At 66.0% G+C, this 524-nt stretch carries 1 protein-coding gene; it reads left to right on the forward strand.

Annotation, left to right across the window (positions count from 1 at the left end; genetic code table 11):
- On the forward strand, positions 1–524 hold a 524-nt coding region (locus tag RVY79_RS17150; protein WP_317465679.1), incomplete at both ends, for an FAD-dependent oxidoreductase.

The raw sequence follows: 524 nt of genomic DNA on the forward strand, positions 1-524 counted from the left end.
CGTCGAGCAAGGCGCGCAGGTCACGCTGATCGAGCGCGGCACCATCGGCGGCACCTGCGTCAATGTCGGCTGTGTGCCGTCCAAGATCATGATCCGCGCCGCCCACATCGCCCATCTGCGCCGGGAAAGCCCGTTCGATGGCGGTATTGCGGCAACTGTGCCTACGATTGACCGCAGTAAGCTGCTGGCCCAGCAGCAGGCCCGCGTCGACGAACTGCGGCACGCCAAGTACGAAGGCATCCTGGGCGGTAATCCGGCCATCACCGTTGTGCACGGTGAGGCGCGCTTCAAGGACGACCAGAGCCTTACCGTCCGTTTGAACGAGGGTGGCGAGCGCGTCGTGATGTTCGACCGCTGCCTGGTCGCCACGGGTGCCAGCCCGGCGGTCCCGCCGATTCCGGGCTTGAAAGAGTCACCCTACTGGACTTCCACCGAGGCCCTGGCGAGCGACACCATTCCCGAACGCCTTGCCGTAATCGGCTCGTCGGTGGTGGCGCTGGAGCTGGCGCAAGCCTTTGCCCGAG

The organism is Chromohalobacter sp. HP20-39 (assembly GCF_033052815.1).
Lineage (GTDB): Bacteria > Pseudomonadota > Gammaproteobacteria > Pseudomonadales > Halomonadaceae > Chromohalobacter.